The sequence below is a fragment of the Streptomyces sp. NPDC049627 genome, from assembly GCF_044465645.1.
Lineage (GTDB): Bacteria > Actinomycetota > Actinomycetes > Streptomycetales > Streptomycetaceae > Streptomyces.
Genome location: NZ_JBITLW010000015.1, coordinates 184,417 through 210,641 on the forward strand (window position 1 = coordinate 184,417; position 26,225 = coordinate 210,641).

General features: G+C 68.8%; 23 protein-coding genes. 12 read left to right on the plus strand and 11 right to left on the minus strand.

The features are described from left to right. Window positions 1-448: 448 nt before the first annotated feature. Entirely contained in the window at window positions 449-1,288 is an 840-nt protein-coding gene (locus ACIBU0_RS35500; protein ID WP_398826953.1) for a DUF1206 domain-containing protein, read from the minus strand. A gap of 590 nt (window positions 1,289-1,878) precedes the next feature. On the opposite strand from ACIBU0_RS35500, the gene ACIBU0_RS35505 reads away from it, so the two are divergent. After that, window positions 1,879-2,748 carry a calcium-binding protein gene (locus ACIBU0_RS35505; RefSeq protein ID WP_398826955.1) on the plus strand — a complete coding sequence of 290 codons (870 nt, stop codon included), beginning with the start codon at window positions 1,879-1,881 and terminating at the stop codon, window positions 2,746-2,748. Window positions 2,749-2,825: 77 nt separating this feature from the next. Here ACIBU0_RS35505 and ACIBU0_RS35510 read toward each other — a convergent pair whose 3' ends face one another. Further along, window positions 2,826-3,866 carry a vWA domain-containing protein gene (locus ACIBU0_RS35510; protein ID WP_398826957.1) on the minus strand — a complete coding sequence of 347 codons (1,041 nt, stop codon included), beginning with the start codon at window positions 3,864-3,866 and terminating at the stop codon, window positions 2,826-2,828. Window positions 3,867-4,336: 470 nt separating this feature from the next. Between ACIBU0_RS35510 and ACIBU0_RS35515 the strand changes: the two genes are divergently transcribed. Both ACIBU0_RS35515 and ACIBU0_RS35520 read left to right on the plus strand, forming a co-directional pair. After that, window positions 4,337-4,963: a glyoxalase gene (locus ACIBU0_RS35515; protein WP_398826959.1), complete on the plus strand. Its 627-nt coding sequence runs from the start codon at window positions 4,337-4,339 to the stop codon at window positions 4,961-4,963. A gap of 124 nt (window positions 4,964-5,087) precedes the next feature. After that, on the plus strand, window positions 5,088-5,621 hold the full coding sequence (locus ACIBU0_RS35520; protein WP_398827117.1) for an AAA family ATPase: 534 nt from the start codon (window positions 5,088-5,090) through the stop codon (window positions 5,619-5,621). A 140-nt stretch (window positions 5,622-5,761) separates the two neighbouring features. Here ACIBU0_RS35520 and ACIBU0_RS35525 read toward each other — a convergent pair whose 3' ends face one another. Then, window positions 5,762-6,196 (minus strand): subtilase-type protease inhibitor, encoded by a 435-nt coding sequence (locus ACIBU0_RS35525; protein WP_398826961.1) that lies wholly within the window; start codon window positions 6,194-6,196, stop codon window positions 5,762-5,764. Window positions 6,197-6,582: 386 nt separating this feature from the next. Continuing rightward, window positions 6,583-8,184 carry a TROVE domain-containing protein gene (locus tag ACIBU0_RS35530; protein ID WP_398826963.1) on the minus strand — a complete coding sequence of 534 codons (1,602 nt, stop codon included), beginning with the start codon at window positions 8,182-8,184 and terminating at the stop codon, window positions 6,583-6,585. A gap of 467 nt (window positions 8,185-8,651) precedes the next feature. On the opposite strand from ACIBU0_RS35530, the gene ACIBU0_RS35535 reads away from it, so the two are divergent. From ACIBU0_RS35535 to ykgO, 5 genes are all read left to right on the plus strand, one after another. Next, on the plus strand, window positions 8,652-8,924 hold the full coding sequence (locus ACIBU0_RS35535) for a DUF6355 family natural product biosynthesis protein (protein ID WP_398827118.1): 273 nt from the start codon (window positions 8,652-8,654) through the stop codon (window positions 8,922-8,924). Between the two features lie 248 nt (window positions 8,925-9,172). Next, window positions 9,173-10,033, plus strand: coding sequence for an oxygenase MpaB family protein (locus ACIBU0_RS35540; protein WP_398826965.1), 861 nt, complete (start codon window positions 9,173-9,175; stop codon window positions 10,031-10,033). A gap of 295 nt (window positions 10,034-10,328) precedes the next feature. Then, a complete protein-coding gene (gene rpmG / locus ACIBU0_RS35545; RefSeq protein ID WP_398826967.1) occupies window positions 10,329-10,493 on the plus strand; it encodes a 50S ribosomal protein L33 in 165 nt (54 codons plus the stop codon). A 57-nt stretch (window positions 10,494-10,550) separates the two neighbouring features. After that, the gene (locus tag ACIBU0_RS35550) at window positions 10,551-10,811 is read left to right on the plus strand and encodes a type B 50S ribosomal protein L31 (RefSeq protein ID WP_398826969.1); all 261 of its coding nucleotides are present in this window, start codon (window positions 10,551-10,553) and stop codon (window positions 10,809-10,811) included. 38 nt (window positions 10,812-10,849) lie between these two features. Further along, entirely contained in the window at window positions 10,850-10,972 is a 123-nt protein-coding gene (gene ykgO / locus ACIBU0_RS35555; protein ID WP_398826970.1) for a type B 50S ribosomal protein L36, read from the plus strand. Between the two features lie 88 nt (window positions 10,973-11,060). Here the strand turns inward: ykgO and ACIBU0_RS35560 are convergent, their stop codons facing one another. Continuing rightward, window positions 11,061-12,005 carry a LysR family transcriptional regulator gene (locus ACIBU0_RS35560; RefSeq protein WP_398826972.1) on the minus strand — a complete coding sequence of 315 codons (945 nt, stop codon included), beginning with the start codon at window positions 12,003-12,005 and terminating at the stop codon, window positions 11,061-11,063. 71 nt (window positions 12,006-12,076) lie between these two features. Between ACIBU0_RS35560 and ACIBU0_RS35565 the strand changes: the two genes are divergently transcribed. Next, window positions 12,077-12,964 carry an SDR family NAD(P)-dependent oxidoreductase gene (locus ACIBU0_RS35565; protein WP_398826974.1) on the plus strand — a complete coding sequence of 296 codons (888 nt, stop codon included), beginning with the start codon at window positions 12,077-12,079 and terminating at the stop codon, window positions 12,962-12,964. An 84-nt stretch (window positions 12,965-13,048) separates the two neighbouring features. On the opposite strand, the gene ACIBU0_RS35570 is transcribed toward ACIBU0_RS35565, so the two are convergent. The 5 genes from ACIBU0_RS35570 to ACIBU0_RS35590 all read right to left on the minus strand — a co-directional run bounded on the left by ACIBU0_RS35570 (window position 13,049) and on the right by ACIBU0_RS35590 (window position 18,265). Beyond that, the gene (locus ACIBU0_RS35570) at window positions 13,049-13,390 is read right to left on the minus strand and encodes a hypothetical protein (RefSeq protein ID WP_398826975.1); all 342 of its coding nucleotides are present in this window, start codon (window positions 13,388-13,390) and stop codon (window positions 13,049-13,051) included. Between the two features lie 48 nt (window positions 13,391-13,438). Next, window positions 13,439-14,389, minus strand: coding sequence for a hypothetical protein (locus ACIBU0_RS35575; RefSeq protein WP_398826977.1), 951 nt, complete (start codon window positions 14,387-14,389; stop codon window positions 13,439-13,441). A 396-nt stretch (window positions 14,390-14,785) separates the two neighbouring features. Beyond that, complete coding sequence (locus tag ACIBU0_RS35580) at window positions 14,786-15,922, minus strand: NAD(P)/FAD-dependent oxidoreductase (RefSeq protein WP_398826979.1); 1,137 nt, start codon at window positions 15,920-15,922, stop codon at window positions 14,786-14,788. Continuing rightward, the gene (locus ACIBU0_RS35585; protein ID WP_398826981.1) at window positions 15,913-17,880 is read right to left on the minus strand and encodes a LodA/GoxA family CTQ-dependent oxidase; all 1,968 of its coding nucleotides are present in this window, start codon (window positions 17,878-17,880) and stop codon (window positions 15,913-15,915) included. Before ACIBU0_RS35585 ends, ACIBU0_RS35580 begins: the two co-directional genes overlap by 10 nt. A gap of 142 nt (window positions 17,881-18,022) precedes the next feature. Then, complete coding sequence (locus ACIBU0_RS35590) at window positions 18,023-18,265, minus strand: hypothetical protein (protein ID WP_398826983.1); 243 nt, start codon at window positions 18,263-18,265, stop codon at window positions 18,023-18,025. Window positions 18,266-18,668: 403 nt separating this feature from the next. On the opposite strand from ACIBU0_RS35590, the gene ACIBU0_RS35595 reads away from it, so the two are divergent. The 3 genes from ACIBU0_RS35595 (at window position 18,669) to ACIBU0_RS35605 (ending at window position 22,933) form a co-directional block, all read left to right on the plus strand. After that, complete coding sequence (locus ACIBU0_RS35595; protein WP_398826985.1) at window positions 18,669-20,891, plus strand: endonuclease; 2,223 nt, start codon at window positions 18,669-18,671, stop codon at window positions 20,889-20,891. 497 nt (window positions 20,892-21,388) lie between these two features. After that, window positions 21,389-21,871 (plus strand): hypothetical protein, encoded by a 483-nt coding sequence (locus ACIBU0_RS35600; RefSeq protein ID WP_398826987.1) that lies wholly within the window; start codon window positions 21,389-21,391, stop codon window positions 21,869-21,871. A 12-nt stretch (window positions 21,872-21,883) separates the two neighbouring features. Next, window positions 21,884-22,933: a polyprenyl synthetase family protein gene (locus tag ACIBU0_RS35605; protein ID WP_398826989.1), complete on the plus strand. Its 1,050-nt coding sequence runs from the start codon at window positions 21,884-21,886 to the stop codon at window positions 22,931-22,933. A gap of 722 nt (window positions 22,934-23,655) precedes the next feature. Here ACIBU0_RS35605 and ACIBU0_RS35610 read toward each other — a convergent pair. Next, window positions 23,656-25,632 (minus strand): M28 family metallopeptidase, encoded by a 1,977-nt coding sequence (locus ACIBU0_RS35610; protein WP_398826991.1) that lies wholly within the window; start codon window positions 25,630-25,632, stop codon window positions 23,656-23,658. Window positions 25,633-26,225 lie beyond the last annotated feature (593 nt).

Consider the following 26,225-nt stretch of genomic DNA (forward strand, 5'->3'; position numbering starts at 1 on the left):
CCCCGGCGGCGCGGCCTTCACCACCACTGACACGCGCTCGGCCCCCCCCCCACCCCGCCGGGGGCGCGGGGCGGCCCCTTTTTTCTGGCATTGACGAAGCCGACCGCGGGGGCCCCGGGGCGCACGGCTCGTGCATAGGTGTTCAGAGATCGAGATCGGCAGCGGCGCACTGTAGGCGTCCTGGGCCGCTGGACGACACCGGCCGGTATGCCGGTGGCGGGATTCGAACCCGCGTTACCCGCTTGAGAGGCGAAGTAGCCGCAGCCTGCGCACCTGAACGACCCCTACCGTACGCGGCCTTCTGCCAGCGAGCACCCGAATTCGGCGGCGCCCCCCTTGGGGCAGGGCACCACCCGCTGGCCGACCGGATCGCTCGCAGCAGGGGCGGGTTGTCGTCATGAGGAATCGCGCAATCGCTCAGCCGGTTCGTGGTCCCGCAGAACGCCGCTCAGACCCGTCGCCACCGGGCCATGGCGAAGGAGAACACCCCGAACATCACCAGACCGGCCGCGACGCAAACCAGCAGCCAGGGGCCGAGCGGGGTGTCGGCGAAGGTACGCATGGTGTCGTCCAGTCCCTTGGCCCGGTCCGGTTCGTAGGCGATGGCCGCGCGGACAGCGAATACGCCGACCATGGCGAACACCAGCCCGCGGGCGGCGCCGCCGACCACTCCGGTGATGTCCACCAGCCGGAGCGTCCACCGGCTCATCCGACCGAGCCTGAGCTCGTCGTGGTACTTGCGCAGGACCGCCCGCACGCCCACCCAACCTCCGGCTACGACGACGGCGATCCCGACCGCGCCGACGAGCCACTGGCCGGCGGGCATCTCCATCGCCCTGGCGGTGGCATCCCGGGACTGCTGGTCGCTGGATCCGCCACCACTCCGATTCCGACTCGCCGCGAACGACAGCACGGAGTACGCGGCGAAGACGTAGAAGAAGAAGCGGACAGTCGCCAACAGCCTCTTGCGTGCGCTGCGGCCGTCCTGTCCCACAGAGCCGAAGAGCGCCTCGGACAGCCGCCACAGGGCCATCCCCACGATTCCGATGCCCAGCGCCCACAGCAGCACCGCGCCGAACGGCTTCTGAGACACTTCCGCCAAGGCCCCACCTCGGTCGGCCTGCGCGCTCGTGTCGCCGAAGGCGATCTGCAGCGCCAGCGCGCCGACCAGCAGATAGATCACGCCCCGGGCCGCGAGGCCTGCCCGCGCCGCCCCCTCGGTGACCGAACCCCGCGCTGCCCGCCGCGCTCGGAGCCGCCCGTTCCATGCCAACGCACTCGTGTCCATGGAGACCTCCCGGCATTCCGAATGCCCCGGCTCGGCCGTCACACACGCGGCCCTGCCGCCGGCCAGGGGGAACAGGCATGAACGGCGACATGAGCAGCAGCTGCTGTGCGGCCGCGTGCAGGCACCGAGCGTGACCCCGGCCGCAGACCGGCCAGGCTTGTGGAGCCGCCGCAGCAGATCGAAGGCGTGCTCGTCCCCGGAGCCCGTGCTCCGAACCCGCTCCTGTGTTCGCGGCCAGGCGAGTGTCGATGGCCAGGAGCCGCACGAGCCGGTGTGGACGCACTGGAGCGAGCGCCCGCGCCCGGCGCGGGCTGCGCCTCCTCCTGCTGAGGCACGCATCGGGCAGCAGAAGGAGGCCCGGAGCGGGCCAGCCCAAGGGGGCGTTGGCCATATGGCGCCTGTCCCGTCGTCCGTCCGCTGTCCGACCCCCGTGGCGGGCTGGCGGGTCGTTTTCCCGCCCTGGCCGGGGCAACGATCGGGCCGGTTCGGCAGTCGTAGGGAGTGAGACACATCCGCCTCCCGCGCTCGCCATAACGACTTCCGCTCGTGGGGCGGTTGACAGTACGCCCCTGTCATCCCTGGGAGGATCCATGACCCGCTTCGCCGCACTACCTGGCGACAGACAGAGCGGCGGGCGCGACATCGCCCCGCCGATCGCCGCCGTACGTGCCCTACGGCGCAAGCACTTCGGGGCAGCGACGAGCCGCGGTGCCGTGGTGGGGGCTGTCACCATGCTGCTGGCCGGTGTGGGCGCCTCGGCCGATGCCGCACCCGGTACTGAGCCCAGCGACCCCGTGGTCAGCGGTGCCACCATCAACGCCGGACATGACGTCATCGTGGGCATCACGCGCGACGTGGTGTTTCCGGTGACGGTCACCGGATCGGACGACTCCGGTCTGGCCTTCGCCGATGTCGATCTGAAGGGGCCGCACGGCGGTTTCTACACCACTGACGCCTTCTGCGAGACGGCGACGGCGTGCACGACGGTGTTCACCGTCAACGCCCACCCGGCCCCGGGCAGCGACGATCCGGTGGACTTGGCCAACGCCAACGCGGGAACCTGGTCGGTCGATGCCCTGGTCGACGCCCACGACGGTGACTCCGTTTTTGCCCCCGGCGTGGGGTCCTTCCGCCTCAAGCGCGCTGCCCGGCTCACGGTCAATGCCTCACCGGAACCGGTGGCCAAGGGTGCTCGTATCACCGTCACCGGCAAGCTCGTGCGAGCCAACTGGGACACCTACCGGTACGCGGGATATGCGGACCAGGCCGTGACGCTGCAGTTCCGCCCGAAGGACAGCAGCACGTACACCACCGTGGCCACCCTGCACACCAGCAGCACCGGCACCCTCCGCACCACGGTCAAGGCCGTCAAGGACGGTTACTGGCGCTGGAACTTCACCGGTACCAACACCACCGGCCCGGCCAAGGCCACTGGCGACTACGTCGACGTACGCCCCTGATCCGGCAATCACCAACCTGGTCGACGGGATCCCGGGACGGGAAGTACCCGGGATCCCACGGGGCGGCCTCCAGGCACTCAGAGCATGAGCAGCAGCCGCGTATTCGCTACGAGCTTCCGGTTCACGCTGGTGCTCTGCACGAAGATCGTGAAGTCGTCGTTGTGGTCCGGCTTGACGCGGACTTCCACGCCCGGCAGGCCGAGCAGGGCTCGGGCCTCCGGCCCTGTGTACACCCGGTCCGTCTTCTTCTCCAGCACCGCGATCTGCTTCCGCGCCTGTATCTTCTCCGACTTGCTCAGCTGGTAGAACGCGCCACCAGTGCGGTAGGTGTGCCCGCATTCGATGACCCAGTCCCGGATCGCCGCGTCACGAGCCACGGGGATCAGCTGGTACTTGGACGGATCCACCGGGGAGAGGCCGGCTGCCTTGATGGTGTCCTTGTTGACCGCCTCCGCACCTGTGGAGAACACCGCCCGTGATCCGCGGATGCCCTTGGCGCGGCCCACCATGAAGTTCTCGGTGGCCTGCCGGATGACCTGCCCCGCCTCCTCCAGCCCCTGTGTGCTCGTGGCGTCCCAGATGGCGATGTTGTCCTTCGGGAACCCGCACTGCATGGCCTCCCGCTTGCCCATCTGGTCCGGCACAAGGACGGCCAGCGTCCAGTTGTCCTCCTGCCTCTCGATCAACTGGGCCACGGCCTGGACCAGTTCACGCGGATGCCGGCTGGGTGCATCCGGGCAACGGTGACTTGCGTTCTCCTGTCCGTCGGTGAGCACGAACGTCAGGAAGCTGTGGTCTCCGTACAGTTGGGCCGTCTGGGCCAGCTCCCGCTGGGACTTGAGCGTGGCCGCCAGCAGGGCCGTCATTCCACCGACCCGGTACAGCTGCTTCAGGGACGGCATCCGCAGCACGTCCTTGTCGTAGATGACGCACTCCACCTTGTCCGCGAACACGTACACCGTGACGCGGGTCTCCTGGTCCAGTTCCTGCGATCGGCGGGCCAGATAGGCGATCTGCTGGTCGGCGACCTCGACGACCTTGCGGCTCAGGTGCGACATGGACGAACTGGCATCCAGGACGAGAGCAACGTGATTGATGTAGTTCTGGCTTCCGGACATGGCAGCTCCCCCTCATTCCGACTCGATGCTTCGATGCTCTCACCCACCACTGACAATCGATCTTGGCTCCCAACGCGGCACCCGCAGCAAGGAGTCGGCGCAGCCGCACCCGCAACCGGTCACGGATGCAGGGTGGGTGCAGCGCACGGTTTCGCGAACGAATCGGCAAGGTTGGACGGCCGTGGTGATGGAACGGCAGGCCGGCTTCGCGCCGTCGATCGTTCGCCCGGTCGACCTATCGCAACGCGCGCGGTCTGTCGCTGGGCTCTAGGGTCGAAGTGCCTTGCTTGGTGGCACTACGGCAGGGCTCGGGCGGCCCCCGCACATCGCGCCCTGGTCCGGGGGCGCCCAACCTCCCTGTATCCCAGCGGGGCACTGCCGTACGCCGACCTCAGGCCTCTGCTGGGAGTTTTCGTTCTGGTCAGGAATCGAGAAGCGCAGGTCTCGGAGCTGTAGCTAGCGTCACAGGCATGACTTCCATCGAATCCGTCACCCTTGAGGTGGACGATCCCACCGCTGCCCACCGCTTCTACACCACTGCCTTCGGCCTGGGCAGTCAGATACGCCTGCAGGCCTCGCAGGCACCGACGACCGGCTTTCGCGGGTTCACGCTGTCGCTCGTGGTGTCCCAGCCGGCCGACGTCGATGCCCTCGTCGACGCAGCCGTGAACGCCGGCGCCGTGACGCTGAAGCCCGCCGCCAAGTCGCTCTGGGGGTACGGGGGAGTCGTACAGGCCCCGGACGGGACGGTCTGGCAGGTCGCGTCGTCGTCGAAGAAGGACACCGGCCCGGCCACCGGGCAGATCGTCGAGATGGTGCTCCTGCTCGGCGTCGAGGACGTGAAGGCCAGCAAGCAGTTCTACGTCGATCGCGGCCTCACAGTGGCGAAGAGCTTCGGCAGCAAGTACGTCGAGTTCGCCACCGGGTCGGCTCCGGTCAAGCTGGCGCTGTACAAGCGCCGAGCCCTGGCCAAGGTCGCCGGAGTCTCTGCCGACGCCGGCGGATCGCACCGGCTCACGATCGTGGGCGGCGCCGGGCCGGTCACCGACCCGGACGGGTTCGCGTGGACGGCAACAGCTGAGACCGCCCCGCGATGAACCGGGTACGGACTCGGCGGCGGGGGTCCCCGCCCGGCAACAGACGGGCGGCATGACGACCGGCGGTATGACGACCGGCGGGCCGGAAGCGGTGTCAGTGGCCGTCGGTAGCGTGATCCCTGTGATGGTGGGCACCGAAGAAACCCGGCTGGTCATGCTGCGCGGCAACAGCGCGTCGGGGAAGTCGTCCGTCGCGGCCGGCCTCTGTGAGAGGTTCGGCCGAGGACTGGCCCTGGTCGGCCAGGACAATCTGCGCCGTATCGTGCTGAGGGAGCGGGACCGGCCCGGCGCGGCGAACATCGGCCTGATCGACACCGTTGCCCGCTATGCGCTCGATGCCGGGTACCACGTGGTCGTTGAAGGGATCCTGTACGCCGACCGCTACGGCGACATGCTCGCCCGGCTGCGTGCGGACCATCGCGGCCCGACGCACGCTTACTACCTGCATGTGCCGTTCGAGCAGACACTCGCCCGGCACACCACCAAGCCGATTGCGAACGAGGTCGACGAGTCGCAGCTGCGTGACTGGTATCGGGAGCTCGACCTGCTGCCGGGCGGCGTCGAGACCGTCATCGGTGCCGACAGCCCCCTGAACGAGACGGTCGACCGCATCATGCTCGACACCGGCCTGGCCGGCCTTCCGGCGCTCGAGCACTGACGGCCGGTTCGGCGTCGATGTCCTCATTCCTTGCCGCAGTAATGCGTGCCGGGGCGCAAGGGGGGACCTACGTGGTCGACGCGGTGTCGCGGTTCGACCACCAGGTCCCGCCGGTGAGATGCCTTACTGACTGTGGTGGCTCAGAAGGCGAATGCCGAAGCCCCTTGAGTTTCCTTGATGCAAGGGTTGGCGAAGGTGTGCTCGTAGTTTATGCGTGTACCGCGCCATACTCCTTGGATCGTGACGACAATGGGGCGGTATTCCTTGGTGCACGGCTTCCCCGTCCCATTTCCGCGGAGCTTGGCCAAGCGGTCGAGGTCCCCGCTCACACGGTCCAGGTCCGCACAGGCTCGTCGCGGATCGGGGTGAGTCCCCGACGTGGTGTAGGCACAGTTCACCGTTACGGCGCGCTCCGGTGCTGTTGTGGCGGCCTTCTCGCCGTGGCCGGTGGTCATGACCAGGGCGGAGGGTGCGTACGGCGAGGCGGGGGCGCTGTGGGCGGGTGCGCTCAGGGGACCGGCGAGGGCCGTGGTGAGCAGGATTCCTGCCATTGCCCAGCGTGTCATTGGTCGCATCGTGCATTTCCCTTCTTCTTGAGGTGTTCAATGCCTCGAGGTACCCGCCATATTGCTCCTGTCTCAGAACGGAAGAGCGGAAGTGCTTGCCGTCGCTGGAATCAAGACCAGATTGCCTGTTCAAGCAGTGGCTTGATCGGGTGAGTGGTCCGCATGGTTGAGGAGGTGAGCGGCATTTCGTCCTGGGCGCCGGTGGAGACTGTGGCCGATGTGCCTGTGGTGTGAAATGGCCTGAAATTGGTGAGCGTGATTTCCGCGCCCGGTGGGGCGACGGCCCACGACACGGGGCCAGGAGGTTTGTTCGGGCGGCAGGAGCCAGGGGCGGCGGCAGTCGCAAGGCCGCCTGCCGGCGTGGCCGCCGCACTCCCGGGCCGTCTCCCTTCCGATCAGGCCGGCTCGGCGCTCCACGGCCAGGCGGCCTCGCGGCCGGCCTCGATGAGGCCGACCATCCGGAACGCGGCGTCTGTGAGGCCGCCGAAGGTGTGCCGGTGGGGGCCGGTGGGGCCGTGGGCGGGCCGGTACCCCGCGAGGTTCCACGTGTAGACCGGGATGTCGGCCGGGACCGGTTCGGCCGGCCCGCCGGGTCCGTAGGGGGCGGCCTGTTCGTCGGTGACGATCAGGACCCGGTCGTGGCCCCGGTAATGGGTCCGCACGGCCTTCGTGGTCTGGGTGCCTCCCAGACGGTGGAACCGCTTCAGCACATCGAGCACCGGCTCGCCCGGCGAGAACGGCACCACTGCGCTGTTCCAGCCGAACTCCACCAGATCCGCCTGCGCGGCACGCATGGCCAGCGCGGTGCCGAACACGGCCGCCGCGTCCGCCCGAGTCAGCTTGGACCGTTCGGAGACGGTGTCCCAGAACATGGAGTCGGACCGGTCGACCAGGATCAGTGTCCGGCCCGGCAGGGACGGTACGTTGGCCAGGGAGTGGCCCAACGCCCTTTCCAGCGCGGCCGCCCAGCGCTGTGACGGCGCGTGCCGGTGGGCAGCCAGGTAGCGGAAGGGGAACTGCCGGGACCGGGCGACCTCGGTGGCGTCCGAGAGCCGCGCGGCGACCCGGGCCGCGACGTCGTCCGAGACCCCCGCCTCGTCGAAGTTCCGCAGGTTCCGAAGGAGCGCCATCGGCGCCATCGTGGGGATCACGGCCTCCCAGACGGCGGCGTCCATCGGCCCGTGGAGCCAGCCCGCCAGGGCCTCCCACGTCATACCCGCCGCGGCCAGCCGCTCGGAGCCGCCCGGCCCGGTCACCACCGCCCGCCGCTCGTCCGCAGGCGTCCCCATCAGCGCGCGGTGAGCGGTCAGCAGGTGGTCGTGGGCCGGCGCAACCGCCTGCTCCGGGTGGTGGCGGCGGTCCAGGGCATACCGGAAGAGCGCGCCCTGCCAGGGCTTGCCCGGGTCGGGGGAGGCGTGGACGAGGTTGAGTACGTCACCGAAGCGCAGGCCCTTGGAGGCGGTGTCGTACTTGAGCAGGGACCGGGACGTGTACAGCCGGCGTACACCGTCGGCGATGCCCCGCTTCACCGGCTGCGGTACGTTCCGCCCGTACGCCGAGATCCAGTGGGCGAGCAGTTCGCCGGGCTCGTCGGCGCGCTGGAGCACCGAGGCGATCACGGAGCGGTTGGACGGACCTGCGGACACCCCGGCCTCGAGGCGGGCTCGCACGTACGCGGCGGCGCCCACCAGGGACGCCGTGCGCAGGTTCCCCTCGCCGCGAAGCCAGCCCAGCAGGCCGGCCGTCCACACGGGGTCCTGGACGGCGAGTTCACCGACGAGACGGGCGTACCGGTCGTCCCGTTCCTCACCGCTCTCGTAGAAGGTCCGCTGGGAGACGAAGTTGCCGACCGCGAGCAGGAAGAGCTCCTCGCGGGGCTCCCGGACGAAGGCCGGGCCGCCCTCATAGGTGCGGAAATCCGGCCTGGCGGGCCCGTGAAGGAGCCGTTGTGCGGGCAGGGAGCGGGCGCCCGCCGAGACATGCGGGGCCACGAGCATCTCGGGCCACATCTTCGAGACGCGTGGGAAGTAGCGAGGCAGCGAATCCCCCCGGATTCAAAGAATTGGACAGCCCCGGCCAAATGGTCCGACGGGGCGAAGACGCCGCGCCCTCCGAGATCAAAGAGGCGGCGGCGTCACTTGTTTGTCAGAAGGAAGTAGCCGCAGCCGAGCGCATCGGAGGCGCGGTCGCGATGCCAACCTACAAGGGCCATCGGGCCGCACACCAGCGATTAACGCGGGCCCGCCTTGTACACAGCTTCCCCGGACCGGACTTGAGACACGCGCCAAGATCGTCCCATCGACGTACAGGCCGAACGATTCGCCAGGTGAACAGCGCGCTCTTCGATCAACTGGCCCGGCCAGGACGGCGATTGTTGTGCGGGTATCCGACCGATCGGCAGCTTCAGGCCTTCCTGCCTGTTGCCGCCACTGGCCAAGGAGTTCCCTTGAATCTTCGTCGTAAGGTGACCGGCGCTCTCGGTTCCGCCGCCCTCGTGCTGATGTCCCTCGGCGCGGTGACCGCCCAGGCGAGCCCCGCTGCAGCCGACCCGTGCGGCTTCTACGAGACCAGCTCCGACGCCTTCTACAACCACTGCACCTCCGACGGCTCACGCGTGATCATCCATGTCAGGGTCGCCTACGGCGCCGACTACGAGCGGTGTGTCGCGCCCGGCAAGACCTGGCTGGGCTCCGCCGACAAGATCCAGGGCGCTCACTACGTGGGCCGCACCTGCTGACAGCCGGGCACCTGGAAGAGCGCAGCAGGGCATGAGACAGCTCCTGCGGTGAACGGTCCGTGCGCCGAGGCCATGGGCCTGGTCGGCCCGTCGCTTCCCCGTGGCGGCGGGCCCACTCAGCGGACGATGGCTCGGCGGGTCGCCTGGGCCGTCGACGGTACTCGGGAGGGCGTTTTCGCAGGACCGGGCGGGCGTGGCTCACACTGTCAGTGGGACTCACACTGTCAGTGGGAGAGGGGAGGACGACCGTGCTGACCGGGGTGCGTGAGCAGCTGGGACGGGCCCTGCTCAACCGCGTCGCCGGCCCCGACGGAGCGGAGGTGCGGGCCCGCATTCACCACACGCCGGGCCCGCGCTGGTTCGGGCCGGAGCGGCCCATCCGCACGGTCCACGGTGACGCCTCGATGTTCATCGGCGGGCTGAGCGCCCTGCTGCTGCAGTCTCTTCATCCACTCGCCATGGCGGCGGTGGCCGGACACTCCGGTTACCGAGGTGACCCGTGGGGCCGGCTGCAGCGCACCAGCGCCTTCCTGGCCGTGACGACCTACGGCACCGCCGCGGACGCCCAGCGGGCCGTCGACCAGGTGCGCCACATCCACGAACGCATCCGCGGCACGACGGCCGACGGCGCGGCGTATCACGCGGCCGATCCCCACCTGCTCGGCTGGGTGCATGCCGCCGAGACGGACAGTTTCCTGCGGGCCCACGAACGCTACGGGGCGCGCCCGCTGGACGCGGTCGGCTACGACGCCTATGTCGCCGACACCGCGCGTGTGGCCGAGGCGCTGGGCGTGATCGACCCGCCCCGTGACCGCCGGGAGCTGGCCGAACGCCTGACCGCCTACCGGCCCGAACTGCGCGCCACGCCCGAGGCCCGCGCCGCCGCCCGCTTCCTGCTGTTCCAGCCTCCCCTGCCCGTTGCCGTACGGCCGTTCTACGGCGGCCTGGCCGCGAGTGCCGTTGCGCTGCTGCCGAGCTGGGCGCGCGGCATGCTGTGGCTGCCCCGGGTGCCGCTCATCGAGGACCTCACCGTACGTCCCGCCGGTCAGGTGCTGACGCGGACCATCCGCTGGGCCCTGTCTCCCATGCGCCCCTCCCGCCCGGTGTGATCGCTCGGTCGGCACCCGTCAGGCGGCCTATCGCCCTCGACGACACCCACCGGGCCGGCATCGGCGCACCGCCCGCCGCGCCTTCGTCACGGCGGTTCGGCTGACGGAGGCCGACACCTGTCCCGTCCCCGCCTGTGGTCATCGGGCCGGTGGCTCCTGTAGGCCGGCGGGGGCATTCGGCCGGATCACGCGATCCGGCCGGCCTTCGGGAATGCGGCAGCAGGTATCCGTGTTGCAGAGAGCGTCTGACATGTTCGAGTCAATCGACTGGGATGGCGGTGGAAAGGAGCCTGTTATGGCACGCAGCGGCACGCGGCCTGTTGTGAAGCTGAAGTCGACGGCGGGGACCGGCGTCACCTACGTGACCCGCAAGAGCCGGCTGAACGACCCCGACCGGCTGGTCCTGCGCAAGTACGACCCGGTCGCCGGCGCTCACGTCCTCTTCCGCGAGGAACGCTGACGCCCGCCTCCCGCCTACCGCCGCCCGGCGGTGGAGGCCGTGATGAAAGGACATCTCATGAGGCGTGGCATCCATCCCGTCTCCCGTGCGGTCGTGTTCCGCGACCGTACGTCTGGATTCGCCCTGCTGACCCGCTCCACCCTCGACTCACAGCGAACGGTCGAGTGGGACGACGGGAGCACCTACCCGGTGGTCGACGTCGAGATCTCGGCGGCGAGCCACCCGTTCTTCACCGGCACCTCGCGCGCAGTGGACACCGCGGGGCGTGTGGAGCGCTTCGAGCGGCGCTACGGCCCTGGCGCCGCCACCCACCCCTGACACCGGGCCCGCCGGCCCATCGGAAGGAGGACACCACGATGAAGGTGCGCAAGTCGCTGCGCTCGTTGAAGGCAAGGCCCGGCGCCCAGGTCGTGCGCCGACGCGGCGTGACGTTCGTGCTCAACCGCAAGGACCCGCGCTTCAAGGCCCGCCAGGGTTGACGGACCCGTGCGGATCATCCCGTGGCCCGGCCCCGCGATCACCGCGGGGCCGGGCCACGGGCATGCACGGGCATGGAGGGGGAGGCTGTCATGAGCCGTGGTGGGGCGGAGCGGGTGTGCCGGTGTCGAGGGCGGCAGCGCGCAGGGCGGCCGCCACCCGGAGGACGGCCTCGTCGGGCGAGCGGTGGGGGAGACGGGCCAGGAGAAGGCGCCGCTGTTCCTGGGGGCCGCCGTGGACGGGGAGGATGCGTACCCCAGGTGGTGCGGCGTGGGCGAGGGTGGCGGGGACGGTGGTCAACCCGCAGCCGGCGGCCACGAGATGGAGCTTGGCGAGCCAGTCGCGGGCGGTGTGCGCGATCTCGGGCCGCTCGTCCAGGCCCGGCCACACGCCCATCAGTCCGTCCTCCCCCGAGGTGGAGCCCGCGATCCAGCGCTGCCCGCGCAGGTCGGCCACGTCGACGAAGTCGCCGCGGGCGAGAGGGTGGGTCAGGGGCACCGCGAGGCACAGCGCGCGTTCGGTGAGGGTCTGCACTGCGAGCCGGGGCGACTCGGCGTCCGGTGGACGAAACGGCGGCGCCGACGCGAGAAGGGCCAGATCCAGACTGCCGGCACGCAGGGCGCGCACCAGCGCCGGGGTGCCGGCCTCGCGGCCGATGACGCGCAGGCCGGGGTCGGTGTGGTGGAGCGCCGACAGGGCTCGCGGCACCAGGACGGCGCCGGCGCTCGGGAACCATCCCAGGCGGACCGTTGCGGCCTGCCCGGGCATTCCCGACAGCTCGCGCCCGATGGCTTCGATCTCGGCGAGCACGATCGTCGCGCGGCGCAGGACGACGCGGCCGGCCGCGGTGAGCCGTACGCCGTCGCGTCGCCGTTCCAGCAGCTGCGCGCCCACGGCCCGTTCGATCGCCGCGATCTGCCGGGACACCGCCGACTGTGTGTAGCCCAGTGACGCGGCGGCTGCGGTGAAGGTCCCCTGTTCGGCCACGGCGCGGAAGACGCGCAACGCGGTCAGCGACACATCCGTGAAGTCCATGACGTTCACGCATATCAGCTGTGCCGGACTTTCGTTGGACTCATGGACCCGGCGTTTCTAGCGTGGCTCGTATGAACGCTTCGCGGATCGCCCTCGTCACGGGCGCCAACCAAGGACTCGGCCGCGCCCTCGTCGAAGGGCTGGCGGCCCGGATGAACCCGGACGACGTGGTCCTGCTCACCGGTCGCAGCCCTCAGCGGGTGTCGGACGCCGCCGGTGAGGTCGCCCGGCTGCCCGGCGTGCGTGCCCGCGTTGAGGGCCGGGTGCTGGACGTCACCGATACCGACGCCATCGCCCGCCTGGCCGAGGACCTGCAAGCCCGGTTCGGCGGAGTCGACGTCGTCCTCTCCAACGCGGTCGCCCGTGTGCTGCCCGAGGAGTCGCAGGCCGAGCGGGCCGACGAGTTCATCGACGTCTCCAACACCGCCACCCATGCGATACTGCGCTCCTTCGGCCCGGCCCTGCGCCCCGGCGGCCGGCTGCTCGTCGTGGCCAGCAGCCTGGGCACCCTCGGTCATCTCGACCCCCGGCTGCACCACTTGTTCGACGGCGCGAGCCTCGACCAGGTCGAGCGCGCGGTCGAGTCGTGGCGCAGCGCCATCCACGGCAGGACGGCGCGGCAGGCGGGCTGGCCGGTCTGGCTGAACGTGCCGTCGAAGGTGGCTCAGGTCGCCGCGGTACGCGCGGTCGCCGCCGAGCGCCGCGACCGCGACCTGGCCGCGGGCACGATGATCGCGGCCGTCTGCCCGGGCATGGTCGACACCGCCACCTCGCGTCCCTGGTTCAGCGACTACAGCCAGGCCCAGTCCCCGGCCCGCGCTGCCCGAGCCGTGCTCGACCTGATCTTCGCGGAACGCGTCGATCCGGCCCTCTACGGCGAGCTGGTCCGCTTCGGCAAGACCGTGCCCTGGCACGATGGCACTCCGTTGGTGGAACAGGACCGGATGCTCACTCCCTGAACGGCATCGCCCGCGCCTACGCATGCAGGCGTCGATCATCCGATCGGTGAAGCCGTCGAGGAAGAGTGTGCGGCAGTGATTTCCTCAAAGGACTTTGTACGTCAGCTCGTACAGAGACAAGGACAGCGCGCCGATTGCCTGCGTCCGTTCTCCAAGGCCGACCTCGGAGGGGATGATCTTCGCCCCTCCAATGAAGCTGACCTTGTCAGTTGCCTCATTCACTTCGTGCAGAACAACGTCGATCGGGGCTTGGTTGACGAACGGTACGAACCGCTCGTCGAACTCGAATACATCCCCTTCTCGCATTCTTACCTTTTCAAAGGTGCCGCCGTCACCTCTACTGACGAGGACCTCGTCCGCACCGTCCGGGTCCTGAACCCTTTTCGCCTCCAGAAACAGAAGCTTGGCGAAAGCTGCATCTACCATGGTGGTCCTCCCATACTCCCGTGTCGGGCCAGGCTGGGCGCCGGGCGGTCAGATGTCGTCGTAGACGGCGAAGCGGGCGGGTTCGACAACGCCTGCCTGCTTCAGGTGCTCGACCGTCGTTTCCATGCTGCTGAGACGCGATTGCAGAGCTTCGGCCTCGGGGTTGCCCGGCTGAGCGCGCAGGGCGAGCAGGGCCACAGGATGATGGTCGTGCTCGCCTGCGGGTCCGCTCCACGGGGGGTCGAAACTCCACGGAACCGGCTGTCCTGTGAGCTCGTTGGCAGCCATCCAGTCGTCGATCCGGGCGTCCACCCAGCCGTGGAGCTTCCAGAAGATCGGGTTCACGTGGGCGGAGTAGGTGTCCGCGAGCCAGTTGTAACCGGAGTCGTCCCACTGGGGATCGACGCTGAATGCGTCCCCGCCCGGCCGGTAGGAAGGCATTGCGGCTGACCAGCGCAGATGCATCCGGTTGTGGATGCCGAACTCGATCCTCGCGCCGAGGCGGCGGAGTGTCATCTGACGGAGCTTCGCCGGGGCGGTGAACTCCGCCTCCCACTGGCGAATCCGATCGAACGACTCCTGGGTCTTGGCGTTCCGGATGACGTCGGTGGTATCGCTGTCACCCGGGACGTCAAAGGGGGGCGGGACCGGGTATTCAGTGTCCTCCGGGGGCGGAATCGTCGGCCATCCCTCGACACGAGGATGCTGCGGGTCGCCCAGCTGGGCAAGAACCTCGTTGACCGTGGCGATCATCTGCCGGTGCATGAACAGGAAGTCCTCGCCCGAGCCATTGTCGAATTCGACAGAGGGTATCCCGGTGACAGGGTTCGGCGCAGTCAGGGAAGGGCGCGGCGGCTCCCAGCCGTGGTGATGGAACACCTCCTGCGCCTCCGGTGTCAGACTCGCCCAGGAGTCACGTGCCGTGTGCCACAGCATGTGGTGCAGGCGCATGGCCCGATCGGCCATGGCGTCGATGACGGGCTTGGGAAAGGTGTTCATCCTTTGGCTCAATCTTCTCTGGAGTCAACAAGAGGTACGGGGCGCGGAGTTATGGCGTCCGTGCGGAGTCCTGAGACGGGCAGATGGCAGATCAGTCAGGGAAGGCGAGTCGGTCAGGGCCGTTCAACGCCGCTCGTGGGACGACGCGCGTCCGCAGGTGTGCTCAACTCGACAGGCCGTGGACGAGCGCCGCCACGGGCAGGTGCGTCATGACTCGGAGTACGGCGAAGTTCGTCTTCCGTTCCGCGTTCCACTGTGACGCAGAACCTCTGTCGGCGCATCCGGGTGCAGAGCCTTGGCCGGATGGCTGGTTCGAGTCCCCTTGGTGGCCTGGGCGGACGTGTGCTCCAACGGTCTTGGACACCACGTCTGCTCCGCCGGCTGCTCTCCAGCTCGTCAGCCCGACGCGGCCGTGCTGGACGCACGACGGGTCATGGGATCGGCGAAGCGGCGAGACCAGAACGGGTGGTTCCTCCAGCGGGTCTCCTGTCGGTGGATCATGTGGTGGTGCTGGCGGTATGCCGTGTAGGCGGCGTCCACACGACGTTCGTAGCCGGCCAACGCTGTCATGTCACCACGCATGTGTGCGTCCAGCGCGCGTGCGGCGTTCAGCCCCGTCACGAGGGCGGTCAGGATGCCCTGCGAGGACAGGGGATCGAAGGCGGCCGCTGCGTCTCCCACGGCGATCCAGCCCTCACCGTGCAGCCGGTCCAGGCGGGCACTGGATGCGGGCGCGCGCTGCGGCGCGCTGTCGGGAAGCAGCTCGTGCCGACGTACCTGGGCACTCACGTGGACCGTGCGCAGTGCTCGTTGGTGGAACCTCTCCGCCGTCATTGGCCGTGCCCCGGGCAGGTCGGCGTCGGTGAAGAAGACGACCATGCGATGGCGTGAGGGCAGCAGAGTGGTGTACCACCAGCCGTCCCGGTCGGCTTCCACCAGGGACCGGGTGTCAGCCACGCCGAGAGCAGGGCTCAGGGTGAGGTGGGTGGCCAAGAGGCGGTCACCGGTGACGCGGCGGGCGCCCAGGCGGATCGCCACTGCCGCGGTGCGGCCCGTTGCGTCAACCACCCACGTGGCCTGCACGGCCCGGGCACCGGTGGGTCCGCGAAGCAGCATGCGCCAGCCGCCGCGGGCGCGCAGCGGAGCGCGCACGACGGTGCCCTCGACGAGGTCGGCTCCCGCCGCCCGGGCTGCAGCGCGCAGGCGGTGATCGAACAGTGCCCGGTCCAGGTGCCAGCCGTGCCCGTAGGGGTCTCGCAAGGAATCGACGGTGCGCAGGTCGGATTCGCCCCGGGAGGAGAGGGTGCCGTAGCTGGGCAGATGGCCGCTGCCGAGGATCGTGTCATGGATGCCGAGGTCCTTGAGCAGCAACGCGGCCACGGAGACCAGGCATTCACCGATCTTGGCCGGCCGGGTTCCTGCGTCAGCGAGCAGGACGCGGTGCCCGCCGCGGGCAAGCGTGAGGGCCGCGGCGGACCCGGCCGGCCCGCCCCCGGCGACGACTACGTCGTAGCGGTCGCCGGTCATTGCCATTCGTGGAAGGGGTCCAGTTTCTCCAGGTAGCCCACCGATACCTGCTCCGGCGTATAGCTGGTGCCCTCGATTGCTGCCGTCACGGCCCGGCTCATCGCCGCATCCGCCGCGGCGCCGGAGATTCCCGGTGCTCCCAGCTGCGGTACATGTACGTTGACCAGGTTGTTGTCGTCATGAGCCTCCTGCAGCGGCGGCTGCGGGGGAGACTCGACGAGGATCGAGTCCGGGAACTTGCCGTCGCCGACGGTATATCTGCGTTCCTCGACGATCCCGAATTTCCACCACAGGTCGGTCATCTGTTGCAGCTGTTGCGTCTTGTCCGTGGCGGTCAGTCCGCGCAACCAGACCGCACGGCGCTCGAAGGCGTCCGCCCGCTCCTCGTCGCTGCCCGCCGCGTTGACCTTTTCGAAGTCGACTGCCTTCAGCACGTGGTTGGGAACGTGGGCAGGCCAGAAGGTCGGCAAGTAGGGGCTGTAGCGGGCGTCGATGTTGTTCTGGAGCTCGTAGCCGGAACGGCACCCTGCGGTGTCGGTCTGCCAAGGGGCGGCCATCCACCGCGTCAGGTCCCCGGGCCCCTGCGCGTAGAGCGGACCGCGCGACGACAGCGCGATGTCGGGGGTGAGGTAGTCCCCGTAGTCCGGTTCCGGCGGGTCCTGCGCGGTGCGGTGGCGGACGCGGAACGGCTCGCTGTACATGGTGTCGTGCCGCATCGGCCAGGTCACCTCGCACCCAGGGTGGAAGGCATCGGCAGCACAGTCTTCCAGCGCGGAGCGGTCCAGCAGGCCCGGCTGCGCGGCGACAGGCGCGTCCCCGAGCTCGGTGATGGTCTTCTTGGTCCCAGCCGTGAAGTCGCCCAGAGCCCACTGCCGCATCATCCGGTTCTGGGTCTCGGAGAGCGCCAGGTGCTGCAGGTCCGATCGTGGGGGTACGGCCATGCCGTCGCCGTAGATCCATGGCCAGGGCGTGGGGGATCGCCCGTCGCGCTCGTAGTCGCGAAGCATGTTGTAGATCTGCGTGCGGAGTTCTTCATTGCGCTCGGACGGATCGGACAGACGGGCGCGCATCCTCTCGTCCAGGAAATAGTGCGGCCCGCCCCACCCGAACTGGGCAGCGAAACCTCGATTGACCCACTGCAGATTGCAGAAACGGGCCAGGATCGGCTCGATGTGCTCCGCGTAGGTGATGTCGGCAGGGAAGGGAAGCGCGCCGTTGTTGACGAACACGTCGTGGAGCAGGTCATACACGGTGCGCACGGCCTTCACCGCGGGCGCGTAGTGCGGAGGCCCGACGATCACCCAGGCACCCGCCGCTTCGATCACCTGGCCATTGTCCAGGATGACCCTCGCGGTAACCGGTCCGTCGGAGATGTCGTCGTACCAGGTGTCGTTGTTGGCGATTCCGGTGATGGGCTTGCCCGCCCATGAGCCGCACTTCCCCATCCCGCCGAGGAACAGCAGTGATCCACCCTGTTGACCGCGCAGATCGCCCAAGTGCGTCTTGTGGCCCATGATCTGTCCCAGGACCTGGGCGGTCTGTTGCTGCGCCGCTGACACGCTTTGTGGCGCCGGCATGTTGATCAGCTTGCCGTGGTCCTGCACGTCGGCGTTGCGACGACCGTACTGCCGACGCTTGAGCCGTCTGCCGTCCGGTACGTCCAGCGGCAGGTGGAACTGATACCAGGCCGCCTTCTTGTTGGCCACCTGGACCGTCCACACGATGTCCTTGATGCCGTCGCGGCCCGGGACGGCTTCGCGCACCGCCTGGCCGGCGCCGTTGTACTCGTAGATGCGGAAGCGTGCCGCCTGCCGTTTGATCCTGCCCTCGGCATCTCGGAAGCCCCCCTCGGGGCTGGCCGGCTGGTCCGGCACCTCCGGGCCGATGAAGTCCTCCGTGCTGTTGCCGACCCGCGCGATTCCGATCGCCGGATGAATCTTGAACTTCGCCCCGTTGCCGGCCACAGCCACCTCCGTAGACATCCCGCGTTGCCAGGACAGAACGTAACGAGTGCAGCGAGCCCACGGATGCAAGGCATACACACAGAGGACATATTCACGCATTGGGCTGAGGAGGCGTCTGTTGGTGATGGGCCGCCGACTCCGGTCATGCGGTCGCGGTAATCCTAAGCGTCGTCGCTGCCTGCACACCGGTCTCGCCCAGTAGCTCCACCAACGCCGCGTTGAAATTCTCGAGCCCGTCAGCCTCCAGATGGGCGATGATCTCGCCGGGGACGATCTTACGCGCCAACACCTTGCAGCCACCAAGGCTGTGATGCGTCAGGCGCTCGAGCGCGACGTCACCGTTAGTCGGCTCGACCTCGAACAGAACATATGCGCGTGCCACCATTTCCGTTCACCTCATTTCATTCCCGACGCCCGGTTCGCTCCATGGAGGACCTCAACTGCCTGGGCAAATTAACACCGTCGTTCTCCGGTTTCCGTGAGGCGCGGTCGTGTGGCAGAGCGATGGGCCGGTCCAGCCCTTTTGCACCCGCCGCTCGGCACGGCTCTCATGGGGCAGGCGCATGCACACTTCTGGCATCGCCTCACCCGGCTTCCCCGGGACAGTGAGGCCTGACGTGCCGTCAGTGCGGGGTTCTCCACCGTCTTTCCTGCCGGTAAAAGCGTGACTCGTTGACCAGTTGATATTTGAATCGGGGACATGGGTTGGGTGACGTGGCTACCGGAGGAAATTCGACCCGTCCGGTGCACATAATGGAGGGTCGATCGCAGGGTCGAAGGAGGCGCTCATGGCCACCGCGGAATATGTCTTCCCATCGGAAACAGACTATCTGGGACAGCTTGAGGAAGCCGCGGCGCGCTTCGCGGGCAGGACCGCGGCGCGAGAGGAAACACGCCGGGTCATCGAGCGTCGGGGGGTGCTGTACGCCGACGAGCCCGGCCGGGTCAGGAAGCGGCTCGCTCGCCTGAACGCCGACTGGTCACTCGCCACGGCCATCGAGCAGACACAGACGGAGCCTGCGGCGACGACCGGCAGTACGCTGCCGCTGACCCCCGACGAGATATTCGGTGCCGACGTGCTCGGACTGGAACGCCTTATGGGACGCAACGACCTGATCGGCGTGGCTTTCCTGGAAGGCGGGCACCTGGCCGCCCGGTCCGTCGGGCGCGTGACCGTCACGGCTCCCGGCGGCGGGCACCACGGAACCGGTTTCATGGTGTCCCCTTCGCTCCTGATGACCAACAACCATGTGCTGCGCAGCCCTGAGGAAGCGGAACGCGGCGTCATCGAATTCGACTTCCAGGCAGGCATCGACGGGCGCCCATTGGCCCCCGTGGCCTTTTCGCTGGAACCGCAGAGGTTCTTCGCGACCGACCGCGATCTGGATTTCAGCGTCGTCGCCGTGGCCCGGCACGGTCAGCAGGGCGCACAGCTTGCCGATTTCCACTGGCTGCCGCTGGACGGGACGCAGGGCAAGGTCATTCTCGGTGAGTTCGTCAATATCATTCAGCACCCCAACGGCGAACCGAAACAGTTCGCGCTGCGGGAGAACGTGATCGTCGACGTGCTGGACCGGTTCATCCACTACGCAACGGGCGCCACGCCGGGCACCGCGGGATCGCCGGTCTTCAACGACCAGTGGGAACTCGTGGCGATGCATCACTCGGTCGTACCCAAGACCGATGGCGACGGCCATCCCCTGGCCATCGACGGGACGCCCTGGCGGCCCGGCATGGGCGAGCACCGGCTGGCGTGGAAGGCCAACGAAGGAGTGCGTATCAGCTGCGTGCTCCAAGCGCTGAGCCGACTCACGCTGACGGGTACAGCGGCCCGACTGCGGGACGAGCTGCTGCAGATGTCGGGCCCGCAGCCGTCGGGGGAAGGCCTGCGTCCCGCGCCGACGGCGGCACGGCCGGCCGTCGACGGATCAGTGCCCAACGGTTCGGCACACACCGCCACCGGTGCCGCAGTGGAGGTCACCGTGCCGCTGCGGATCACCCTTGGCGTTGAGGTCTTGGGGGCACGACCGGCTCCTGGCGTGTCAGCGTCCGGCATGGCTTCGATCGCGACGGCCGCCGGCCCGGCTGACCTTGGGTCACCGAGCCCCGTGGCGGGGAGCGTCGACAGCAGCTTCGCCGCCGATGCCGCCGAACGGGACCTGAACGCTGCCCTGGTCAACCTCCGGCTGGGGCAGGAGCGTGTCTACTACGACGGGAACGCCGACCGCGCCGCGCGAGACGCCTACTACGCGGGCATCGACGCCGGGACGGACGGCGATGCTCTGAGCCGTGCGCTCACCGAGCTGCTGGAGGACACCCACGTGCGCCGCCCCTCGTACAAGCCCGGGCGGATGCTCTATCCGTGGGTCGACCTTCACCCCGACCGTCTCCTGCGCAGCGTCTACTCCGACTTGACCTTCACGGCGGAGGAACTCATCCGCGCCGACGCCGCTGCCCAGGCGGCCCGGCTGAGGGGACTGCAGGAGGTCCTGCTGCGCGAGAGCACGGCGGGCACAGCCGACCTCGCCGCGGAGCTGGACGCCCTCGAGGCGTCGGCGCCCTTCAACTGCGAGCATGTGGTGCCGCAGTCCTGGTTCGCCAAGCGGGAGCCCATGCGCGGTGACCTGCATCACCTCTTCACATGCGAACCGAAATGCAACAGCTTCCGTGGCAACTTCCCGTACACCGACTTCCCCAACTTCAACGAGGTCCTGCTGGAGAACTGCGGCATGCGCGAGAAGACGGGGTTCGAGCCCCAGCACAACAGGGGGGCCGTTGCCAGAGCCACCCTGTACTTCTTGCTCCGCTACCCCAAGGTCATCGGTGACACGCCGACAGAGTTCCCTGAGGAACGCCTACCCGTCCTCCTCGACTGGCACAGCAGGGAGCCTGTGACCGAGTACGAGCTGCACCGCAACGCGGCGATAGCCGAGATACAGGGCAACCGCAATCCGTTCATAGACCACCCCGAGTGGGCCCAGAAGGTCGATTTCTCAAGAGTGTGGCCCTGAGCGGCGTGCCGTCACATTCGGAATGCAGGCGGTAGGCGCCGCCAGTGAGGACGACTGTTTGGGTGGTGAGCCGATCGTCGAGTGAGTGGGCCGCGAGCCGCCGGGGAGTGAGCGGGGACGGCTGGGACCATTGCGGATGGAGAAGCTGCCCGGCGGCGGAGTGAATAGGCTGCCGCTGGTGATCGCCGCCTCGCTGAGCTCCGGCTCGCACGCCCGTCGGCCGCCGATCTGAGGCGTTCCTGGGAGTGCCACTCCCCACAAGGTCGGCACGAAGTCCCGCCACGCCGGTGGTTGCGCCGCCAGTCGGGGCCACGGACGCCCCGGGCGCGTGCTGTGAGCGGTGTCTGCCCGCACTGTGCCGCGTCGGCCCCGTTCCCGTACGTGCCAAGGCCGGCCCGGATCTTACGGCGGTTTGCTGCAGGGGCTCACCGACGGTTTCCATTACGGTCATGCATATCACCGTAATTAGTACATCTCTCTGTATGTGAGGAGACCGTATGCCCGACGAGCACCTCAATCGAGTCGATCCGGAGCGCCTTCAGCTGTCTCGCGCGGTTTCCCAGGTGGTCAAGCAGGCAGCCACGATTCTCCAGCAGGAGGTGACCGACGGTTCGGGTCGCGCCACGACCATGCAGAAGAAGTACGCGGCGACGAAGAAGGTCGACCCCAACGAGTTCCAGCTGTTGAGCAGCCGGGTTCGCAAGGACGTGCACGACCTCATCGCGATGGCCGCCGAGATGTTCACCGAACTCAAGACCAACGAGGTCCAGTCGCTGGTGTCGCGGATGGCCACCGACGCGCACGACGTGGTCGACACCACTATGAACCTCGTCGAGAACGCGCCCGCGACCGCCAAGACCTTGGCGAATCTGGGCTTCACCACGCCGCCGTCCCCGGGGCCCACGCCGGCCACCGGTGACACGCCGACGTCGGATGCCGCACCGGATTCCGGTGACGAACCACCGCGGCCCAGCGCCTGAGAGGGGCGATCCATGACCGCTGAACCGGGCGTGGGCCTTGGCCCTTCAGCCGTGGAGTCCGTTCTCGCGCGCTACCGCGACCTGACGATGGCGCGACTGCTGTCCGAGATTCCGGACTCCACGGAGGACGAGCTGTACAGCCTCGTGCGCGACTATCCCAGCCGATCCGGCAAGGGACTGCGCCCGGCTCTGTGCCTGGCGGTGTGTCGGGCCCTCGGCGGCGACATCGAGAAGGCGATCGACTCGGCGGTCGCCATCGAGCTCACCCACAACGCGTTCCTCATCCTCGACGACGTGCAGGACGGCAGCGAGATGCGACGCGGTGCGCCGACGCTGCCCGCTCAGTACGGCCTCGGGGTCGCGGTCAACGTCGGCAGCGCGACCAATCTCCTGGCGCTGCAGCACTTGATGGCCAACCGTTGGGCACTCGGCCCGAGTCTCGCGTGGGCGATTCTCCAGGAATCCGCGCTGATGATGCGTCATTCCCTTGAAGGACAGGCGATCGAGGTCGGCTGGATCCGGAACAACGTCTGCGACTTGGTCGACGACGACTACTACCGGATGTGCATGAAGAAGTCGTCTTGGTACACCTGTATTCATCCTTGTCGCGTCGGTGCCCTCGTGGCCGAGGGCAAACACAGGGCGACGGACCGTTTCGACCGCTACGGCTGCTACCTCGGTGCCGCGTTCCAGATCCAGGACGACCTGCTCAATCTGACCGGCCACTGCTCGCGGTACGGCAAGGAGATCTCCGGGGATCTCTGGGAGGGCAAGCGCACGCTCGTCCTCATCGAATACATGCGCCGCTGCACCGCCGCCCAGCGGGCACAGATGGAGCGCTTCCTGGGCAGGACTCGCGCCGCCCGCACTGAGGACGAGGTGCAGTGGGTGCGCGACGAACTGCTCGCGTCGGGCTGCGTCGAGACCGTACGGGCCAGGGCGAGAGCCCTCGCCGACGAGGCTCATTTGGAGGCGCGCAAAGCGTTCGACGACAATCCCGACTCCGAGGACAAGCAATTCCTGCTCGAGCTGCCGTTCTACATGGTGGAGCGGGACAGCTGAACCGCCTCAGTCCTCGTGTCCGACGGGCGGCATCTGGGTGCCCGCTCGGCAGCCGGTGAACGACGCGTTGGGGGAGATAGAGGACCTGGGGTGCCGCTGCGTCCGCCGTCTTCTCGTCGGCCTCCACGAGCGCGTCGTACTGCACGGCTCCGTTCGCGCGGGAGAACCTGAACGACCAGGCGAGACGGACGTCGTCGCCCATGTAGAAGTAGACGAGCCGAGCGGGGATGGCCTCGTCGAAGGCGCCTTTGTCGAACGTCATCGGCTGGTCGTTGCGAGCCTGGGAGCTGAGGCGGCGGAAGCCGTCCGAGATGTCCAGGGCAGGCAGTTCGTCAAGGCCGGACGGGCCTTCGACCCTGATCGCTTCGGCGGCCTTCGCGGCGCCGGCGGCCAGGGCTGTCGCGACCGGTGCTGCCGCCATCGTGGGAGAGTTTCTCGCCACGCTCGCCGTGTCGCCGACGACCCTGTCGCCATACCTTGGGAACCATGCCCCGCACGTCGATGCCGCTGAGTGTCTGCTGGAGGCTGACCACGCGCATGCCGCCGCTCGTGGACGTCACCTTCGGATCGGCCTCGAACTCGGCGGGCTCTCCGGCGGCGTCTGCGCCCGACCGGTCGGCGAGGCCGGCCGGTGCGCCCTCTACCCCCGCTTGTCGATCAGCTGTGTCATGACGTGTGCTCCTGTCACGGGCGCGAGGCCCGGCTCTGGCTGCCTCGTGGGGTTACAGGCCTGCGAGGGTGAGAGCGGTCGCCGTGACGGAGCGGGCGACCGTGGCCGCGAACTCCGGGTTGTGGTCCTGGTCGACGAGGGTGTCTCCCGGGGTGTGGTACTGCCTGGTGCCCGTACCGGGCCCGCCGTCCGCGGCGAAAATGTCCTCGGAGACGGCGATGGCCGCCCACCCCCGCTCGTGGAAGCTGGCGTGGTCGCTCCGCCCGATCGCCGGATCGGAGGGACCCGTGAGCTGTTGGACCGTCACCATGGAGTCGATGGCGGGGACGGTGTCTGCGACGAGCGCGCCCAGTGCGTCGGATGCGCCGACGACCGGACCCGGCACCGCGGAACCGGCATGGATTTCGACGGTGGGCGTGCTGCCCTGCTGGAGACCCGCGATCATGTCCATCTGGAAGACACCGGCGATGCGGTCGTCCGCTGCTGCGGCGGCCCGCGCGTAGAACTTGCTGCCGACCAAGCCCTGCTCCTCGGCGTTGAAGAGCACGAAGCGCACGTTCCGGGTCGGTGTCCTGCCCTCAGCGACCAACTGGTGCAGGCACTCGGCCGCGGCCATGACGGCGGCGGTACCACTGCCGTCGTCGTCGGCGCCCGGTGCGGGGTCCACGGTGGGGTCGTAGGGGCGCGGGTCGCCGTTCTCGTCGACGAAGTCACCGCTGGAAGCTGTGGAGTCCAGATGCGCGGTGATGAGAACCGTGGAGTCCGCCCCGGCTGCGCCCTGCTCGGCCTCCACGTTGAACAACCGGCGTCCGCGCCACCGGAACCGGTGCAGTCGCACCCTCAGGCCGAGGTCCTGGAAGCGGTCCGCGAGCGCCTCCACGACTCGGGGGTTGTCCGCGGCGGACGCGTCACGGCTGCGCACCAGCAGCGCCTCGCTGGCGCTGAGCGGTTCGACACCGGAGATGCGCGCGACGTGGCCGCGTAGTACCTCGGGGGTCACGGCCGCCCGTACTGCGGCGATCGTCTCCGGGGAGGGGCGGGTGACACCCGCTACCGACGCGGGTGGGCCCGGCTCCGCAGTGCCTCCCGTAATGCTTGCGGCCAGTCCCTGTGCCCATGCCTCGCCGGGGCGGGAGAGGAGCGCCGGGTCCGGAAGCAGTCGCTCGGTGTGGCCGGGCTTCGCGCCCGGCAGGTGGACGTCCTCGATCGGAGCGCCGGCGGGTGCGGCGACGTAGACACCGCCCGGCGCCGGGCCCAGGGGGAGGAGCGGCGCGGCCGTGAAGCCGGCGAGTTCGTCCGCGACGACGCCGAAAGCGGACGTGGCGCGTGTCGTCGCCCTGTCCGGGATGTCCGCGAAGCCCTGACCGGGAGTGAGGTGGCGGTCGTCGCGGACCAGGAAGGCCGCCGTGTCCTCCACCGGCCCCCGCAGGTCGACCATGAACCCGGCCTGCTCGAGTGCCGCGGCGCCGCGCATGCTCGCCATGGCCAGCACGAGCCGCGCGGAGGCGATGTGCACGGGAACGACCTCGGTCTCGTTAACGACCGCTTCCAGAGCGGGCAGCCCTCGGTCCTCGGGCAGTTCGATCCGTGCCCAGAGGACGGGACGGTCTTCCAGGGCGGCGCCGGTGAACACGGGGTGGGCCGCCGTACGCATCCCGGCCTGTCCGGCGAACGCGCGCTCCATGGGGTCCTCGCCCACGAAGACGCACTCGCCGGCTGCTGAGGCCGGGACCCCCTCGGCCGCCGTGCCGGCGACCGCCTCGTCGAAAATCTCCCGGCTGTTCTTGGGGCCCCAATGGATGAGCGCCTCGTCCGTGAACCGGCCGGGGAACGCCTCCCGCAGGGCTGCCGCGGCCCGCTCGGCGTCGCCTTCCCTCGAACCCGGGTTGGAGATGACGCCCTTGCGTACGTCGAGGAAGGCGTCGAGCACGGCGAGGACGCGGGGTCGGGGCAGCAACGTCAGCGAACCGTCCGCCTCCTCCCGTGCATCCGCCAGGGTCGCTCCTATGTCGAAAAAGAGCACGGGCATCTCGGTGCCTCCATGAAGTGAACCGGTCCGAAATCGGCACGTGACGGAGCGAACGTCAACTCCTCTGCGGGCATGCGCTCCCGACCACTCCATCGTCTGCCTACGGTTGCGCTCTCGCATCCCGGGATGTAAGCGAATTCCGTTCAGCTTCGGACAGCTGAAGAAGCAACGGAGTGCGAGTGCCCCGGCCCCGGCGGAAGGCGCGCGGGATCACTAGCCAAAGCTTGATCACCCTCAGCGACCACTCCTCGCGATCTGTGCAAGGACCGGAAAACTCGCCGACATCTTCAGAGGCCCACCGGCCCACCGGCCCACCGGCCCACCGGCCCACCGGCCCACGCGCTCTCGGGCGACATCCGAACTCATCGGCAAGTGACGCTCGTTGCGACCTGCGCGGCCGATCTCCTGGATCTGGCCATGCAGACGCTCCAGCAGTAGCCACCAGACTGGGTCTACCGCGTGCATCCGCGCAGGGATCTGAACCGGATGCGGAGCAGGGGAGTGGTCGGGCATCACCCGATCCGTGCTGAGTGCACCGACACGCGGGCTCAGCCAGGAGAGGGCAGGGCGCTTGCAGGAGTTCAGGGGCCTAC

Bases quoted from the DNA above. Each gene is read 5' to 3' on its own strand.
- ACIBU0_RS35500 (WP_398826953.1), bottom strand. From the start codon at position 1,288: ATGGACACGAGTGCGTTGGCATGGAACGGGCGGCTCCGAGCGCGGCGG.
- ACIBU0_RS35505 (WP_398826955.1), top strand. From the start codon at position 1,879: ATGACCCGCTTCGCCGCACTACCTGGCGACAGACAGAGCGGCGGGCGC.
- ACIBU0_RS35510 (WP_398826957.1), bottom strand. From the start codon at position 3,866: ATGTCCGGAAGCCAGAACTACATCAATCACGTTGCTCTCGTCCTGGAT.
- ACIBU0_RS35515 (WP_398826959.1), top strand. From the start codon at position 4,337: ATGACTTCCATCGAATCCGTCACCCTTGAGGTGGACGATCCCACCGCT.
- ACIBU0_RS35520 (WP_398827117.1), top strand. From the start codon at position 5,088: ATGGTGGGCACCGAAGAAACCCGGCTGGTCATGCTGCGCGGCAACAGC.
- ACIBU0_RS35525 (WP_398826961.1), bottom strand. From the start codon at position 6,196: ATGCGACCAATGACACGCTGGGCAATGGCAGGAATCCTGCTCACCACG.
- ACIBU0_RS35530 (WP_398826963.1), bottom strand. From the start codon at position 8,184: ATGCTCGTGGCCCCGCATGTCTCGGCGGGCGCCCGCTCCCTGCCCGCA.
- rpmG (WP_398826967.1), top strand. From the start codon at position 10,329: ATGGCACGCAGCGGCACGCGGCCTGTTGTGAAGCTGAAGTCGACGGCG.
- ACIBU0_RS35550 (WP_398826969.1), top strand. From the start codon at position 10,551: ATGAGGCGTGGCATCCATCCCGTCTCCCGTGCGGTCGTGTTCCGCGAC.
- ykgO (WP_398826970.1), top strand. From the start codon at position 10,850: ATGAAGGTGCGCAAGTCGCTGCGCTCGTTGAAGGCAAGGCCCGGCGCC.
- ACIBU0_RS35560 (WP_398826972.1), bottom strand. From the start codon at position 12,005: ATGGACTTCACGGATGTGTCGCTGACCGCGTTGCGCGTCTTCCGCGCC.
- ACIBU0_RS35565 (WP_398826974.1), top strand. From the start codon at position 12,077: ATGAACGCTTCGCGGATCGCCCTCGTCACGGGCGCCAACCAAGGACTC.
- ACIBU0_RS35570 (WP_398826975.1), bottom strand. From the start codon at position 13,390: ATGGTAGATGCAGCTTTCGCCAAGCTTCTGTTTCTGGAGGCGAAAAGG.
- ACIBU0_RS35575 (WP_398826977.1), bottom strand. From the start codon at position 14,389: ATGAACACCTTTCCCAAGCCCGTCATCGACGCCATGGCCGATCGGGCC.
- ACIBU0_RS35580 (WP_398826979.1), bottom strand. From the start codon at position 15,922: ATGGCAATGACCGGCGACCGCTACGACGTAGTCGTCGCCGGGGGCGGG.
- ACIBU0_RS35590 (WP_398826983.1), bottom strand. From the start codon at position 18,265: ATGGTGGCACGCGCATATGTTCTGTTCGAGGTCGAGCCGACTAACGGT.
- ACIBU0_RS35595 (WP_398826985.1), top strand. From the start codon at position 18,669: ATGGCCACCGCGGAATATGTCTTCCCATCGGAAACAGACTATCTGGGA.
- ACIBU0_RS35600 (WP_398826987.1), top strand. From the start codon at position 21,389: ATGCCCGACGAGCACCTCAATCGAGTCGATCCGGAGCGCCTTCAGCTG.
- ACIBU0_RS35605 (WP_398826989.1), top strand. From the start codon at position 21,884: ATGACCGCTGAACCGGGCGTGGGCCTTGGCCCTTCAGCCGTGGAGTCC.
- ACIBU0_RS35610 (WP_398826991.1), bottom strand. From the start codon at position 25,632: ATGCCCGTGCTCTTTTTCGACATAGGAGCGACCCTGGCGGATGCACGG.